Annotated in this window: 13 protein-coding genes; 8 read left to right on the top strand and 5 right to left on the bottom strand. The window is 38.7% G+C overall.

Going from position 1 to position 14,718, the window contains the following annotated elements:
• The first annotated feature begins 125 nt into the window (after positions 1-125).
• The 3 genes from HG267_RS26215 (at position 126) to HG267_RS26205 (ending at position 2,466) form a co-directional block, all read left to right on the top strand.
• A complete protein-coding gene (locus tag HG267_RS26215; RefSeq protein ID WP_045872182.1) occupies positions 126-1,526 on the top strand; it encodes a nitrogenase component 1 in 1,401 nt (466 codons plus the stop codon).
• 129 nt (positions 1,527-1,655) lie between these two features.
• Positions 1,656-1,901: a DUF4058 family protein gene (locus tag HG267_RS26210; protein ID WP_081584082.1), complete on the top strand. Its 246-nt coding sequence runs from the start codon at positions 1,656-1,658 to the stop codon at positions 1,899-1,901.
• The gene (locus HG267_RS26205; protein ID WP_081584081.1) at positions 1,888-2,466 is read left to right on the top strand and encodes a DUF4058 family protein; all 579 of its coding nucleotides are present in this window, start codon (positions 1,888-1,890) and stop codon (positions 2,464-2,466) included. Before HG267_RS26210 ends, HG267_RS26205 begins: the two co-directional genes overlap by 14 nt.
• Before the next feature lie 218 nt (positions 2,467-2,684).
• On the opposite strand, the gene HG267_RS26200 is transcribed toward HG267_RS26205, so the two are convergent.
• The gene (locus HG267_RS26200) at positions 2,685-2,894 is read right to left on the bottom strand and encodes a hypothetical protein (RefSeq protein WP_045872181.1); all 210 of its coding nucleotides are present in this window, start codon (positions 2,892-2,894) and stop codon (positions 2,685-2,687) included.
• A gap of 434 nt (positions 2,895-3,328) precedes the next feature.
• Between HG267_RS26200 and HG267_RS26195 the strand changes: the two genes are divergently transcribed.
• The gene (locus tag HG267_RS26195; RefSeq protein WP_045872180.1) at positions 3,329-4,387 is read left to right on the top strand and encodes a cyclic nucleotide-binding domain-containing protein; all 1,059 of its coding nucleotides are present in this window, start codon (positions 3,329-3,331) and stop codon (positions 4,385-4,387) included.
• A gap of 79 nt (positions 4,388-4,466) precedes the next feature.
• Here the strand turns inward: HG267_RS26195 and HG267_RS26190 are convergent, their stop codons facing one another.
• Positions 4,467-4,613, bottom strand: coding sequence for a ribbon-helix-helix protein, CopG family (locus HG267_RS26190; protein WP_045868487.1), 147 nt, complete (start codon positions 4,611-4,613; stop codon positions 4,467-4,469).
• 38 nt (positions 4,614-4,651) lie between these two features.
• Here HG267_RS26190 and HG267_RS26185 point away from each other — a divergent pair, with 38 nt between their 5' ends.
• The 4 genes from HG267_RS26185 to HG267_RS26170 all read left to right on the top strand — a co-directional run bounded on the left by HG267_RS26185 (position 4,652) and on the right by HG267_RS26170 (position 10,908).
• The gene (locus HG267_RS26185; protein ID WP_045867859.1) at positions 4,652-5,773 is read left to right on the top strand and encodes an RNA-guided endonuclease InsQ/TnpB family protein; all 1,122 of its coding nucleotides are present in this window, start codon (positions 4,652-4,654) and stop codon (positions 5,771-5,773) included.
• 88 nt (positions 5,774-5,861) lie between these two features.
• Positions 5,862-7,487 (top strand): NHLP bacteriocin system secretion protein, encoded by a 1,626-nt coding sequence (locus HG267_RS26180; RefSeq protein WP_045872179.1) that lies wholly within the window; start codon positions 5,862-5,864, stop codon positions 7,485-7,487.
• A gap of 61 nt (positions 7,488-7,548) precedes the next feature.
• The gene (locus HG267_RS26175) at positions 7,549-9,801 is read left to right on the top strand and encodes an NHLP family bacteriocin export ABC transporter peptidase/permease/ATPase subunit (protein WP_045872178.1); all 2,253 of its coding nucleotides are present in this window, start codon (positions 7,549-7,551) and stop codon (positions 9,799-9,801) included.
• Between the two features lie 123 nt (positions 9,802-9,924).
• Positions 9,925-10,908 (top strand): radical SAM protein, encoded by a 984-nt coding sequence (locus tag HG267_RS26170; protein ID WP_081584080.1) that lies wholly within the window; start codon positions 9,925-9,927, stop codon positions 10,906-10,908.
• Between the two features lie 321 nt (positions 10,909-11,229).
• Here HG267_RS26170 and HG267_RS26165 read toward each other — a convergent pair whose 3' ends face one another.
• From HG267_RS26165 to HG267_RS26155, 3 genes are all read right to left on the bottom strand, one after another.
• On the bottom strand, positions 11,230-12,453 hold the full coding sequence (locus HG267_RS26165; RefSeq protein ID WP_045872176.1) for a glycosyltransferase: 1,224 nt from the start codon (positions 12,451-12,453) through the stop codon (positions 11,230-11,232).
• A 15-nt stretch (positions 12,454-12,468) separates the two neighbouring features.
• A complete protein-coding gene (locus HG267_RS26160; RefSeq protein ID WP_045872175.1) occupies positions 12,469-13,686 on the bottom strand; it encodes a glycosyltransferase in 1,218 nt (405 codons plus the stop codon).
• A 390-nt stretch (positions 13,687-14,076) separates the two neighbouring features.
• Positions 14,077-14,325, bottom strand: coding sequence for a hypothetical protein (locus HG267_RS26155; RefSeq protein WP_045872174.1), 249 nt, complete (start codon positions 14,323-14,325; stop codon positions 14,077-14,079).
• Positions 14,326-14,718 lie beyond the last annotated feature (393 nt).

Here is a 14,718-nt window from a genome sequence, read left to right as displayed (position 1 = left end):
GTGAGGATTGTTGACTGTTGACTGTTGACTGTTAACAGCCCTTATTAGTAGTTATGCAATTTAGACACGTATTAGCTTAATAACTTAGCTGATTGTACCGTATATGCAAACAAGAGAACAGGAAAATGCTGTCAGGAATAAAAAGCGAAAACTCTCAGGTACTCAATGTCATATCCTCCCACAAAGAACAACTAACATTTGACAATTGCGATCACAGTAAAGATCCTATCGTTGGTTGTGCTTTGGAAGGCATCGCTAATATGGTAGCTGGTATTAAAGATGTCAGTATTGTAATTCATTCTCCCCAAGGTTGCGCCTCTACTGTAGCGGCTGGCTATGATAACCATGAGGTGGATTTTACTAAGCGTAAAGTAGGTTGTAGTCGTCTTTTTGAGTCAGATATCGTCATGGGAGCATCTGAAAAACTCAAAAATTTGATTAAGGAAGCAGATCAATCTTTTAAAGCGAAAGTGATGTTTGTCGTTGGTACTTGTGCGGCAGATATTATTGGTGAAGATATTCAGGGATTATGTCATAGCCTTCAGCCACAGATTAACGCTAAACTCGTTCCTTTGCTGGCTGGTGGGTTTCGCGGTAATGCTTATGATGGCTTAGAAATGGGTTTAGAGGCGTTACTACCTTTCATCCACAAAAGACAGAAGCGGCGAGGCGGGAGAAAACCCAGAATTGTCAATATTATTGCACCCCAGGCAAATCTTAATCCTACTTGGTGGGCTGATTTGCAATGGATTAAAGAGACATTAAAAGCTTTAAGAATTAGAGTCCAGACAGTAATTTCTCACGGTACATCCTTTGAAGAATTAGAACAAGCTGGTAACGCAACTGCTAATATTCTTCTCAGTCATGATGTCGGGTATAAGTTTGCGCGGAAAATGCAAGAATCCCATAATATCCCCTTAATTTTGGAGGATATTCCTTTACCGATAGGTGTGAAAAATACTACGCGGTGGTTGCAAGCATTAGCAGCACATTTCAAGATAGACGAGAAAAGAGTAGAACCACTAATTAAAGAAGGTGAAAATAGAGTAGTAGAAACTCTTCGCAAGCGAGCCTTGATGATTATTCCTCGATATCGTAACTGTAGAATTGCGGTATCTGCTGATGGAACTCTGGGTATTGGGTTAGTAAGAATGCTCTTTGAAGAGTTAGAAATGATTCCAGAAGTTTTGTTGTTCCGTTCAGCAATGCGTGAATCTCGTGCAATTTTGGAGCGAGAACTTAAAAGTATGGGTATTTCGCCTCGTGTAGCATTTGCAGCAGATGGTTATCAAATTAAGCAAGCCTTAACAGAGATTGATACTGATGCTGTGCTTGGTTCGGCTTGGGAGAAATACATGGCGGAGGAATTGGGAATTAAAATTGCATTTGATGTCTTTAGCCCAACTAACAGAGAGACTTATCTTGATAAGCCATATTTTGGCTATGAAGGTATGATTAATATGATGGAGGTAATTGCTAACGATTGGGAAAGGGCTTTTCGTTCCAAACATATTCATTGGAGTTAGAATTTGGCGATCGCTCTCCTCATTCCCGAAGAGCGATCGCTTTTTGAGTGAAACAATATGAAGACTTACTTCTTAACCATAAAACTTGCTATACACTAAAGTTATAGTAAGTTAATAAATATTATAGTTATGAAGTATCCATTTCTGGGAATGAATCCCTATTTAGAAAATCCTGATTTATGGTCAGAGGTACATCATAGATTAATTACAGCGATCGCTATTGCGATATCTCCTCCTTTACGTCCTAAATATCGAGTAGCAATTGAAAAACGTACCTATAGGATGAATACTGAAGATGCAATCTTAATCGGTATTCCTGACTTAGCTATTTTATCAGCAAAACAACAAGAACAAAAATCAAATATCAAATATTAGTCAAACAGCAATAGCAACTTTACCTGCGGAAACAGAAAATAAATCTATTACTGTAACATTACCATTACCTTTAGAAATTAAAGAAGGTTATTTAGAAATTAGAGAAGTTTCTACTGGTCAAGTAGTAACAGTAATTGAAGTAATTTCTCCTACAAATAAACTTACAAAGGCAGGTAGAAAGTCATATTTAGAAAAAAGAGAAAAAATCTTCCAAAGTGATACTAATTTATTAGAGATTGATTTAATTATAAATGGCGATAAAATGCCAACTCTCACAAATATTCCTGACACAGATTATCATATTTTAGTTGTCAGGTCTCATCAATTACCATCGGCTCAATTATTTGCTTTTACTGTGAGAGAAGCTATCCCTAATGTTACTATTCCTTTAGAGCAACAAGAACAGGAAATAAAATTAGATTTACAGAAATTATTATTAGAAATATATGAACAAGCCGGATTTGATTTGACTTTAGATTATAATCAACCTCCTGTACCGGATTTATTGGTAAAAGATAGAGAATGGATGGATATATTATTGAAAGAACAAGGATTAAGAGAGTAAATATTCATTCAATATGAGTCATGAATAAGAAAAATAGCGATGCCTGCGGTATTTGCTAGCCTACGCTCTTTGGGAATGAGGAGAGCGATCGCTTTACCAGTCGAGATGCAAGCTGATTGGGTATTGATTGATGAACTGAAACCTTAATATTTTCAATTGGATTTAGGACTAAGATAAATAAGAGCGATCGCTCTTGCAATATTCCTCATGTCATATATCTATTGGAATAGGTGGCTAGGCGGAATCTGCTGAATTGGAATTAATCGGTTGCTCGCAGATTGTAGTAACAAAACTCCAAAAAGTCTTGCCACAACTATAAATGAACTGCGATCGCGCACAGGTATTGTATCTGTGGGATTTAAACGCTCAATTACCACACACTCTTTTTCTAGGGGAACTGTCCACCAAATAACTTCAGTAAATCGCAAACTTTTTTCCAACAGAAAGCGCGCTTTTATTACATAATATCAACGCAGAAACCTTGTTTTTGCGTTTTTATGCATCAGCCCCGATCTAATGATTTACAACGAGTTGTGATTTTTGAGCTAAAAGCGGGAACTATGTATATGGTAACGGTTTTTTTGTAAAGCAGTAGTTGTTATAGGCTCCTACCAGCGTGTCTAGCCTTAAATATTGCAATAGAGATTAATTTTATCCGCGTTTATCTGCGTTTAATTTTTTCTAATCTAACGCACTATTTTAGTCTATAAACGCTACTACACATATAGATAATCCTAGTTTCTGGGAACTATATAAGCGTAGAACAAATTACTTACTTTCAAAGGGCGTTGAATTTTACAACCAAAAATTTACTGCTCTTGCTGATTATTTTTTACACCACTATTTCATCGTTAATACTTTTATGTCTATATTATCGAACTCAGAAGTAACTACTGTAAAACAACTGCTCGCTAATTTTCCTCATTTCAGAGTTTTACAAGATCAAGATTTTGATTGTCTCAACTCGGTAGTACAGCAGAAAACCTATCCATCAGGAACAGTTTTAATTGAGGAAGGTAAACCTACAACATCTATCTATGTATGCTTAAGTGGGAATTTAGCGATGGTACAGTCTCAACAAGATGGCAGTAAGCAGCAGCTAACAACATTCTCAAATGGGGAGCTAGTTGGTGAAACTTCGTTTCTGGACAATCAAGTAGCAGCAACAACCATTATTGTTACCGAACCTTCAGAATTGTTGGTATTTCCAAAACAGAAACTAATAGATTGCATCGAGTTATCTGCTGATTTTGCTGCTCGTTTTTATCATCTCCTAGCAATCAACTTATCTGACCGACTACGTAAATTAACTAAGTTGATGGCAACCCAGAACATTAAAGAAGGAGAACCACTGCGAAAAGTACTAATAGTATTTGCAACTCTTAATGACAGTGATATTGCTTGGATGGTAGCTAATGGGGTAGCAACAAAGGCAGGGTTAGGAAGCGCTTTAATTCAACAAGAACAAACAGTACCAGCAGTTTACTTGCTATTAGAGGGGATGTTGGGTATTTACGTCAACATCAACAACAACGGTGCAGTGCAGGAGAAAGAAGTTGCCAAGCGCGTTAAGGGTGACATCTTAGGTGAAATGTCATTTGTCGATGGAGGTGTAGCTTCTGCTAGTGTCAAGACATTGGAAAATGCTTGGGTGTTAGCACTGCCACAAACTACTCTTGCCGCCAAGTTTCACGAAGATAGGGGATTTGCAGGTCGTTTTTATCGCTCACTCGTTCTTATTTTATCCAATCGTTGCTTAGATTTACTTTTGCGTGCAGGCATTACCAATACCCACTCCGAACGCATGGAGTTGTTGTCAGAAGATATTGAAGTAGAGGACGAACTCGATTTTGATGTTTTGGAAGGAACTGCAATTGCTGGCAAGCGTTTTGACTGGATGATTCAACAACTCCGTCGATAAAAGCAGCTTTGGGAGTAAGGGAGACGAGGTGAAAAAGGTGACAAGAACCAATACCCTATTCTTTACCAAAAAATTGGGTCTAAAGCCCCGTGCTTCTAGCACGGCTTTTCTTCAACTTCCGGATCATCTCTCTAAGTACGTCATTTTGAGTGCGATCTGTTTCTTCGCAGTATTTCAAAAGCGTTTCATACTCTTCATTAGAGCATCGAACTGTTAATTTCTTCATGCCGTCATATTGCCGTCGTTTTATGGTATAATACTAGCATGAAAACACTGAAGTTTAAATTGTACGAACACAAAAGGAATAGACACCTCAAGCGCACAATCAACGCTGCTGGAGTGATTTATAACCATTGCATTGCTCTACATAAAAGGTATTACCGGATGTTTGGCAAGCATTTAAACTGTGCAAAACTTCAGGCTCATATCGCCAAATTAAGAAAGCGTAATTCTTTTTGGCAATCAGTAGGTTCTCAAGCAGCACAAGATATTTGTCAACGCATTGAGAAAGCTTACCAATTGTTTTTCAAACACAATAACAAAGGAGTAAGACCACCAGGATTTAAGAAGGTCAAGAAATACAAATCGTTCACCCTTAAGCAGGCAGGTTATAAGTTTTTGGGTGGAAATAGGGTAAAAATTGGTAGTCGAGTTTACCAGTTTTGGAAGTCCAGAGAAATTGAGGGAACAGTCAAAACCCTAACTATTAAACGCACCCCGTTAGGTGAGTTATTTATGGTTTTGGTTGTTGATGAGGGTAGCTCAGAAGTTGAAGTTAAGACGGGTAAAATCGCTGGCTTTGATTTTGGGTTAAAGACATTCCTCACTTGCTCAGACGGCACTAAAATTGAATCGCCCCAATTTTTCAAGCAATCCCTAAGCGCCATTAAAAAAGCAAGTTCGCGGCATTCCAAAAAGCTAAAAGGCTCATCTAACAGAGAACGAGCCAGAAAGAATTTAGTACGCAAGCATGAAGATATTTCCAACCGTCGGCGTGATTGGTTCTGGAAATTAGCTCATGAGCTAACAGATAGGTTCGATATTCTCTGTTTTGAGACTTTAAATCTCAAAGGAATGCAACGTCTTTGGGGCAGGCAAATATCAGACTTAGCGTTTGGTGAGTTTCTGCAAATCCTAGAATGGGTTGCCAAGAAGAAGAATAAACTGGTTGTCTTTATCGACCAGTGGTATCCAAGTAGCAAGACATGCTCTAATTGTAAACATATTCTAGAAAGTCTTGATTTGTCAGTTAGAGAGTGGCGTTGTCCTTCCTGTCAGTCAGTTAATGGAAGAGACGAAAACGCTAGTCGCAATATTTGTGCAGTCGGGGCATCGACTGTTGGCTTAGGTGATGTCAGACTGGCTACGCCAGCAATCGCTGTCTGAAGCTAGAATCCCCATGCCTTCAGGCTGGGGAGTATGTCAATCTCATTTCTTTATTTCCTATCTCCTATTTCCTATCGCCAGTTAATATATGGTTTTCAATCGAGATAAAAATAAAGAAGGCGTTTTCCGGCAAGCATCTCTAGAACGTCTATCTTCGCCGGAACGACTAGACCAGTTAATGCAGGTCATTAATCCAAAAGATTGGCTGGTACTAACAGTTTTTAGTGGTTTAACATTTATTGGTTTAATTTGGAGTATTTTTGGTCGCATTCCCATCAACGTTGAAGGTAAGGGAATATTAATTCAACCCCGGCAAATTGTCGATTTTCAATCGAATATTACTGGGCAATTAAAATCTTTACAAGCCAAGCATGGGCAATGTGTGAAGAAAGATGAAGTTTTAGCAACGATAGATCCAGCCGAATTAAGACAGCAGCTACAACTAGCAAAAGGAAAATTAGAGCAATTGCAAACACAAGCGACTGAGGCATTATTAGTGACCTCGCAGCGAATGCAATTGGAAAAAAATGCAATTGTGGCTTCGCGTGCGACTCTTGAAAAACGCTTGCAAGATGCTCGGATGTTAACTCCAGTACTCAAGGCAAAAGGCTTAGATGCAATTAAAGAGCAGCAAGTCAACCTTCAGGAACGCTTAAAGGATACTCAAACTCTCACGCCCATACTTAAAGATAAAGAATTAACAGCCCTTGGGCAACAGCGAATTAGCATTCAGCAACGTTTAAAGGATGCTCAAGCTCTAGTTCCCATCCTCGAAAAAAAACTTCAGAAGCGCCGCGAACTAGCAGCAGCTGGTGCCATAGCCACAGAAACAATTTTACAAGTAGAACAAGAGTACAGGCAGGGGCTTCAATCGGTGGATCAATTGCAAGCTGAGTTAAAACAACTTGATGTTACTGAAACTCAAACTCAGCAAAGCTACTTACAGAATTTGAGGTCAATAGGCGAAATTCAAGTACAGATGCAACAATTGGTTTTGGAGAGTAGTAAAACAGAACGTGAATATTTAGATAATCTTCGCTCTATTAGTGATATTCAAGCTCAAATACAAGAGTTAGAAACCAAAGAAAAACGTTTAGTCCAAGAAAATCTAGAAAGCAACAATCAGCGCAATAAAGAAATTCAAGAGGTAAGTCGAGAAATAGCTAGACTTGATCAGCAGTTCAAACAAAATAGTCAGATTTTAAGTACTCAAGATGGATGTATTTTGGAATTAACCGCAACTGTTGGACAAGTAGTTCAACCTGGTACTCGTTTGGGAACAATGAGGATGGGAGGAGTTAATGATTCCTCTAGTACTGTTGCTTTTTTTCCTATCAAAGACGGCAAACAAATCCGCGTAGGAATGCTAATTTCAATTACTCCTGATACTGTAAAAAGAGAGCGATTTGGAGGCATTGTTGGCAAAATTACTGATGTTTCTGCGCTTCCCATCACTAAAGAAGGTGCTGTTTCCATAATTGGTAATCAGGAAGTTGTTGCTTCTTTAATTGGTCAGAATGGAGCAGCAATTCAAGTTAATGCTGGACTAATTAATGATACTAGCACCTTTAGTGGTTATAAATGGTCATCTTCCAAGGGGCCTGATTCTAAAATTACTCCTGGTACTACAACTTCAGTTCGCGTCACTATTGAAGAAAGGGCACCGATTACTTTTATTTTACCAATACTTCAAGAGTTAGTAGGTATCAAGTAATCAAAAATGAAAATTCACAATTTGTAATTCCTAACTCCTAACTCGTAACATCCTATAGAAAATGCAGTTACTTGAAAAAGCGATTAAAAAGTTAGATCTGAATAAATCTAGTTCTCCACCAACCAAAGTTAGCAATATTCGTGTGAAAACACCCACACTGTTGCAAATGGAAACTGTGGAATGCGGTGCCGCAGCTTTGGGAATTATACTTAGCTATTACCATCGAATTGTTCCTTTACCCGAGCTGCGAACAGCTTGCGGTGTTTCCCGTGATGGTTCCAAATCTTCAAATATTCTCAAAGCTGCGCGCAATTATGGGATGCAGGCGAAAGGGTTTAAAAAGGAACTTGCCCAACTCAAAGAGATTAAGCCACCGTTCATTGTATTTTGGAACTTTAACCACTTTCTTGTTGTTGAAGGCTTTTTAGGCGATCGCGTTTACTTGAATGACCCAGCAACAGGCCCACGCAGCGTTACACTTCAAGAGTTTAATGAAGCTTATACTGGTGTTGTCCTGATTATGGAGCCAGGAGCAGAGTTTAAAAAAGGTGGACGCAAACCAAGTATAATTAGAGCTTTAATTACTCGTTTGCGAAGTTCTTATAAAGAACTTCTATTTTGTATTATTGCTGGTTTTCTACTCGTAATTCCCCAATTAGCATCAGCTGCTCTTTACCAAATATTTGTCAATGATATATTAATACAAAATCGGACAGACTGGTTAAAGCCCGTATTATTCAGTATAGGAATTGTAGTTCTGTTGCAAACGATTTTAACTTTATTGCAATTAACAAAGTTAAGGTATTTACAACTAAAGCTATCTATTGGTATGACAGGTCAATTTTTATGGCACATTCTTCGTCTACCTGTTAGTTTTTACGCTCAACGCTATGCTGGAGAAATTAGTAACCGTATTGGTTTAAACAACAAAGTTGCAAATTTACTTTCGGGTCAATTAGCACGAACCGCTATTGATACTGTAATGGTCATTTTTTATGGTGGAGTAATGCTGGCTTATGATTGGGTACTGACATTAATTTGCATTGCTGGAATAGCAATTAATATTATAGTATTACAATGGATAGCCAGAATGCGCGTTGATACTAATATGCGTATGAATCAAGATTTTGGCAAAATTGCAGGGGTAGAAATTAGCGGCTTACAAAGTATTGAAAACATTAAATCTGCTGCTCTGGAATCTGATTTTTTTAGTCGTTGGGCAGGGTATTATGCTAAAGCCACCAATGCTCAACAGGAATTAAGCCAAACCGACCAACTTTTAGGTCTTATACCTACTTTACTATCTTCCATTTCCATGATGCTGATATTGGTTGTCGGTGGTCTTCGTGTTATTGATGGACATTTGAATATTGGTATGTTGGTTGCTTTTCAAACTTTGATGGGTAAATTTCAATCTCCAGTTAAGACTTTAGTCGCTTTGGGTAGTAAAATTCAGGAGCTAGAAGGAGACCTTAAGCGTTTGGATGATGTGTTAGCTAACCCTATCAACCCAGCATTAAAGGCGCTAACAGAAACTGATAACTTGCCACATGAATATGCGGTGCCTCGTAATCCTGAAAGTGGTACCTATCGCTTACAAGGATATGTAGAATTACGTAATATTAGCTTTGGTTACAGTCGCGTCGAAGAACCTTTGATTCAAAACTTTAGTTGCACGCTCAAACCAGGACAGCGAGTTGCATTCATTGGTGGTAGTGGTTCGGGTAAGTCTACTTTATCTAAACTTGTAACAGGACTTTACGAACCTTGGGAAGGAGAAATCCTTTTTGATGGTACGAGTAGACAAAATATTCCTCGTCCAGTCTTAACTAATTCCCTAGCGATGGTAGAGCAGGAAATATTTTTGTTTGGCGGTACAGTACGGGATAATTTAACTCTGTGGGATGAAACTATTACCAATACTCAGTTAATCAAAGCTTGCCAAGATGCAGCAATTTTAGATGTGGTGATGGCAATACCTGGGGGACTTGATGGCAAGTTGCTCGAAGGTGCAGCCAATTTAAGCGGTGGACAACGCCAAAGGTTGGAAATTGCCCGCTCTTTAGTTAATGACCCAGCAATTTTGGTAATGGATGAGGCAACCAGCGCGCTGGATACACAAACAGAGAAAACTATTGACCGAAATATCAGGCGCAGAGGTTGCACTTGCATTATTGTAGCCCACCGTTTGAGTACAATTCGCGATTGTGATGAGATTATTGTTGTGGAACGGGGGAAGGTAGTACAACGGGGTACCCATAACGAAATGAAGGATGTACCAGGAGCATATGCTCAATTAATCCAAGCTGGCTAAATAATTTTATACAACTACACAACTAGCTTGAAAATAAATGTTTAATAGCTATCAAAATACATACATTCACCTTCCATTTTCATCCATTCTAGTGGAAGTCAATATGATGGCGACTTAATAGCAATGAGAGAAGTAAATAATATGAATAAAGTGTATTTGGCACAAATTGAACCTACAACAAAATGCAATTTTAAATGCGGTTTTTGTTGCGGAAGGTATATGGATCAATCAAATCTATCACTTGAAAATTTTGCCAAATTTCTAGAAATGTTTCCTGAGATTCAACATCTTGAGCTTCAAGGTGAAGGTGAGCCTTTGATGAATACTGAGTTTTTTGATATGGTTGAACTGGCAAACTCTCAAGGTATTCACATTTCGTTAATAACGAATGGTAGTTTTTTTTCACACTCTAATATCCAACGCATTCTAGATGCAGGTATTCGCTCGATTCGTGTATCTCTCGAAACTACGATACCAGAAAAGTTTCAAAAAATTCGCTCCGGTTCTATCGCTGTCATAGAAGCTGGTATTTCTCGTCTATTATCTGAACGTTCGCGGTTAGGTTTAGATAAACCAAGTGTAGGGTTTGCATTAACGGTACTTGCATCAACCTTAGATGATATGCCTAGTGTTTTCGATATGTACTCCCGTCTAGGTATGGACGGTGGTATTGCGATTCAATTACTTAACCGAATGCCCCATTATGCAAATATATATGATGGAATGGAGGCAGAATATCTTGATAATAGCCACAAAGAAAAATATCAAAGCTATATGGTGAGTGATATTGCACAAAATATTTGGCACCAAAAATCACTTCATCATCATTTCTATGACGAATTGTTTAGACCTAGACCAATCGATATTGAAAAAGGAAAACTTACATCATGTCCCTGGCTTGAGCAAGGAATCAATATGGATCGTCATGGACGAATTACACCTTGCTGTACAATCAAAGCCGAAAGTTGGGCTTTTGGTACTATTGAAAACTTACATCGAGAAGAAATACTTCAGCTAAGAGCCGATTTAGCAACTGAATTAGCAAATGGTAAAATACCTACACCTTGTCAGGGTTGTGGAATAGCAAAACAAGTTGTCTCAATTTGAAATGAAATTAGAATCAAATCGACTAACCTAACACCTGATGATCACGAGACATCGTTCGGTGCGCGCAGTTGTTCCAACTAATTTTCAGCCTTTATTGGAATGCCGAAGGTATGGTTATCGCGGTGACTAATACCCAAAATAGAGACATCGTATAAAACCTTAATCATGAGTTATGAGCCACCAGTATTCATTTTTTATTTCATTGGAGATTTGCTGATAGCTAGAGCCTGGAGAAGTCAAGTTGGCAACGTTATCAACTCTCAATGATTTATGAATAAAGTTCCAATTATTGCTTAAGTTTATCGATAAGACAAATTAATATTATGGTAGCCATGATTCTATAACCTGACAAGCAGTTACTAAACCTTTATCTTCCCTAATTTTGGCACCTATTACCTGAGTATTTTGCTTGACTTCATCGTTTAGTACTTTTGTTTCGAGAACCCTAGCTAAACCATCGGGGGTTAATTTGTGTGGATGCATTGCTGTGCCAACTTTTAAAGACAGAACTCGCTTGGCATTAAAAAATTGGTCGTTGCCTAGGGGTTCTACAAGCATGGGACAATCATTTCGTAATGCCCTGGCTATTGTACCTACACCACCATGATGTATGAAAGCAGCTGCATGAGAAAGTAGCCAATCTTGCGGCATAAATTCAGTAAACATCACAGATTCGCGATTTATATCATTAGGCAATAGGGTTTCATTAAAATTAGCCCAACCTCGTTGAACTACAATTCTTCGCCCCAATATTGCAGCAGCATGAACATGAACTTCTAAGACGGATTTTGGATTAGTTACGGGAATACTGCTAAAAGATAAGACTAAAGGTTTTGGTGATGTTTCCACAAACTCTTGTAACTGCTCGTCAGGTTGCCAGTTCTGCCAATCTGGATTTTCATAAAACCAAAAGCCAGTTTGTTTATAGTGGGAATTTTCCAGAGTCGGTTGAGAAAAATGAGAACTAGAGCCTAATATTGCATGTTCTGTTTTATGATACTCGAGCCAGTTGATTTCCTCTACTTCTAACTTGGTAAAAACTTCTTTTAAAATTGGCAAAAATAATGATACAACTTCTGACCTATTACTAATGTTGTGGTGTCCTATTTCTGAACATTGAAAAGCTGGTGTAACTGAAGCTGCAACCCAAGGAGTTCCTATTTTTTTCTCAATCATAGCTCCCAATAGTTGCCGTTGTAATCCACAAATTAATAAATCGGCATCTTTACAGGCTGCTAATAAGGCTTGAAAAACGACAGGAATTTCGTGTTGTAGGTAATCAACCATTTTATCGTATCTTTCTTGACCCGATGTTGAAGGTGGCTGCCATCCATCCCAATCTGCCGCATCTTTTCGTGCTTCCTCTTCTACTAAGTCTTTACCACAACAGATTGCTTCTAACCCTGCTTTGGTTATATGAGACCTCATAGATTCCCTAAACGCCATGCGAACTTTATGTCCCCTAGCTTGTAAAGCTTCTCCTAGAGCTATATAAGGTAAATGGTCGCCATCTGTTCCTGTACTAGAAATAACAATTGTCGCCATATTTTTCTAAAGTAACTACATCCAAGATGCGATTAAATTACAAGCTGTTTCCAAACCTTTTTCTTCGCCGACTTTGGCACCAAGAGCTTGAGTATTTTCCTTAACTTCATCGGTTAGCACTTTTTTTTCTAACACTTGGGCTAGGTTATCGGGAGTTATTTTGTATGGGCACATGGCTGTACCAACTTTTAATGCCATAACACGCTTGGCATTGAAAAATTGGTCATTACCGTAGGGTTCTACGACCATAGGGCAATTATTCCGTAATGCTCTGGCAATTGTGCCTATACCTCCATGATGAATAATTGCAGCTGCGCGCGAAAACAGCCAATCTTGGGGTATAAAGTCAACAAACATTACTAATTCGCGATCGCAGTCTTCCGGTAATAAGGTTTCATTAAAATTAGCCCACCCCCGGTGAATTAAAATTCTCCGTCCTAACTTGGCAGCAGCTCGTACATGAACTTCTAATACAGCTCGAGCATCTTTGAGTGGTAAACTACTAAAAGATAAAACTAATGGTTTAGATGATTGCTCTACAAATTGTCGCAACTGATCATCAGGTTGCCAATCTTTCCATGTAGGGTCTTCATAAAACCAAAAGCCCGTTTGCTGGTAGTAAGAATTTTCAGAATTGAGTTGAGAAAAATGAGGACTAGAACCTAAGATGGCATGTCCTGTTCTAGTATGCTCCAGCCAGTCCATCTCTAGCACCCCTAAATCCTTATAAATCTCCTCTAAGGTCGCTGTACAGAAGCGCATAATTTGCATTTTATTACCTAACTGATTACCAGAATCTGCACACTGGTCAGCTGGTGCAACAGAGGTAGCAACCCAAGGAATCCCTAATTTATGCTGAATCATCGTCCCGAACACTTGACGTTGTAACCCACAGATTAAGAGGTCGGCACCAGCACAAGCTGCTAGTAATTGTTCAAAAACAAGAGGAATATCATATTTAAAGAACTTTTGCATTTGCTCAACTCTTTCGGCAAAAGATTTAGAATGAGGGTGCCATTCATCCCAATCTTCTGCTCCCTTTTGCGCCTCTTTTTCTCCCATAGATATGCCACAAGAGACTGCTTCTAATCCTGATTGCAGCACATAATTATGCATAGAATCATTCATAGCCATGCGGACTTTATGCCCTCTTGCTTGTAACGATTCCCCCAGTGCAATATAGGGTAAATGGTCGCCCAAAGTCCCCGAGCTATGAATAACAATTGTTGCCATTTAATATAATAATATCTACTACTAGAATTAATCAGGACTTACGCAAAAATAACGTAACTCCGTCATGACGAGCGATAGCGTTGCGTAGCAAAGAGAGGTAATCTTCCCTAACACTAGGATTGCTTCCCTACATTTCGTTTCGGTCGCAATGACATTATCGGCGTTGTGTAAGTCCTATTAATCAATAATCTGGTTTTGTATAAAAATGATTGCTGATAATAGAATATATGCTACATGTAGAGACCCAATTTAATCGAGTCTCTACAGGGTTTTAAGCATTATACATGTAATTTATGCAGCTAAAATTTGCTGTAATTTCCAATCAAGGTTTGAAGGAAATTTTGAAAGGTTTAGCAGAACGAGCAATGAGTGTAATTGTGAAATAACTTTCTAAGGGAATTGCAAAGACATGTTCATAGGTTTATTGTTGAATTTTTCATTACTTAAAGAAGTACCTTTGGCACCGTCAAAACTTGTGAACATATTGTCATTTTGTTTTAATATATTTGATTGGGATTGGTCTAGAAGCAGACTATCACCAGATGCTTCTAGGGTACCACCTGCTTGTGCGTCTAATTCCTCTTCAGATAGTTCACCATCTTCCAAATATTCTGCTGAATTAATTTTGTTTTCAGACATAATTACCTCTATTTTTTATGTTGAGTTTTATGGTAAGCTGTTCCAGATTTAACTTGCATATATTGGGCGGGCAAGATGCCCAACACCACTTGCTACAACGAGGAGGCAGCCGCGTGGGCGGGTTTCCCGACTTGAGCGGACTGCCGTGGGAACCCCTTCGGGTGAATCCTTCGGATACGCTACGCGAGCGGCAGTCCACTCGGCGGCATAGCCGCACGTGTGGCTGCACTCACCGCGCAACACAGTGGCTCCCCCACAAGAAATATATAATTTCAGATTATGCAAACTAGATTTGGTTTAGCTTAACAATCATAATCAAAGCTGCTTAGAGCTAATAGCAGTGTATATACTGCTTTTTCTATTTATTTAGGATTTACAAAATTTTCAAAATTA

This window comes from Tolypothrix sp. PCC 7601 (assembly GCF_025677855.1).
In the GTDB taxonomy this organism is placed as follows: domain Bacteria; phylum Cyanobacteriota; class Cyanobacteriia; order Cyanobacteriales; family Nostocaceae; genus Aulosira; species Aulosira diplosiphon.
The sequence above is the reverse complement of the archived record's forward strand: the minus strand, read 5'-3'. Positions and strand labels throughout refer to the sequence as shown.

Coding starts and splice junctions, on each gene's coding strand:
- HG267_RS26215 (WP_045872182.1), top strand. CDS start 126: ATGCTGTCAGGAATAAAAAGCGAAAACTCTCAGGTACTCAATGTCATA.
- HG267_RS26210 (WP_081584082.1), top strand. CDS start 1,656: ATGAAGTATCCATTTCTGGGAATGAATCCCTATTTAGAAAATCCTGAT.
- HG267_RS26195 (WP_045872180.1), top strand. CDS start 3,329: ATGTCTATATTATCGAACTCAGAAGTAACTACTGTAAAACAACTGCTC.
- HG267_RS26190 (WP_045868487.1), bottom strand. CDS start 4,613: ATGAAGAAATTAACAGTTCGATGCTCTAATGAAGAGTATGAAACGCTT.
- HG267_RS26185 (WP_045867859.1), top strand. CDS start 4,652: ATGAAAACACTGAAGTTTAAATTGTACGAACACAAAAGGAATAGACAC.
- HG267_RS26180 (WP_045872179.1), top strand. CDS start 5,862: ATGGTTTTCAATCGAGATAAAAATAAAGAAGGCGTTTTCCGGCAAGCA.
- HG267_RS26175 (WP_045872178.1), top strand. CDS start 7,549: ATGCAGTTACTTGAAAAAGCGATTAAAAAGTTAGATCTGAATAAATCT.
- HG267_RS26170 (WP_081584080.1), top strand. CDS start 9,925: ATGAGAGAAGTAAATAATATGAATAAAGTGTATTTGGCACAAATTGAA.
- HG267_RS26165 (WP_045872176.1), bottom strand. CDS start 12,453: ATGGCGACAATTGTTATTTCTAGTACAGGAACAGATGGCGACCATTTA.
- HG267_RS26160 (WP_045872175.1), bottom strand. CDS start 13,686: ATGGCAACAATTGTTATTCATAGCTCGGGGACTTTGGGCGACCATTTA.
- HG267_RS26155 (WP_045872174.1), bottom strand. CDS start 14,325: ATGTCTGAAAACAAAATTAATTCAGCAGAATATTTGGAAGATGGTGAA.